The organism is Vibrio sp. 2033, from assembly GCF_033339735.1.
Genome location: NZ_JAWOVC010000281.1, coordinates 1 through 758 on the forward strand (window position 1 = coordinate 1; position 758 = coordinate 758).

At 45.3% G+C, this 758-nt stretch carries 1 protein-coding gene; it reads left to right on the forward strand.

From position 1 onward, the window contains the following. Window positions 1-41: 41 nt before the first annotated feature. The coding region (locus tag R7P74_RS26085; protein ID WP_318123549.1) for a Bcr/CflA family efflux MFS transporter at window positions 42-758 on the forward strand (717 nt) is incomplete at its 3' end.

The following is a 758-nucleotide window of genomic DNA, read 5'->3' on the forward strand; positions in this document are numbered from 1 at the left end:
TATTGATTAAAAAATGATTAAATAATTTGATTGGTTGAATCATGAAAATATCAAAACTACAGCTCGTTTATCTTGCAGCTTTATCCATGCTTGGCTTTGTTGCCACTGACATGTACTTACCTGCGTTCAAAGCGATGGAAATCGACTTTGCTACAGGTCCCGAACAAATCGCACTTTCTCTGACCGTATTTCTTGTAGGTATGGCTTTGGGTCAACTGATGTGGGGATTAGCATCGGATAAATTTGGTCACCGTAATACGCTGGCCGCAGGCCTGGTACTCTTTACCATTGCCTCATTCGGCTTAGCATTCTGCGATGAAGTTTGGCAGCTACTGACACTGCGCTTTGTGCAAGCAATCGGCGTGTGTGCTCCTGCGGTTATCTGGCAAGCGATGGTAATCAAGCGTTACTCCAGCAGTAGCCAGCAAATTTTTGCAACCATCATGCCGTTGGTGGCACTATCACCAGCACTTGCACCTCAACTGGGTGTGGTTTTAGCGGATAGCTTTGGTTGGCACAGTATTTTTATCGCATTAACGCTTGTTGGTGTGGTGCTGGTTGCTGCCACCATGGCACAAAAGAACGAACAAGCCGAAATCAAACAAACCAGCATGTCTGCGGATATTAAAGCGTTACTAGGTTCAAAAACTTACCTAGGTAACGTGTTTATGTTCGCAACCGCGTCGGCAGCGTTCTTTGCTTACCTTACTGGTATGCCAGAAATCATGTCTCAACTCGGCTACGAAGCAAAAGACATC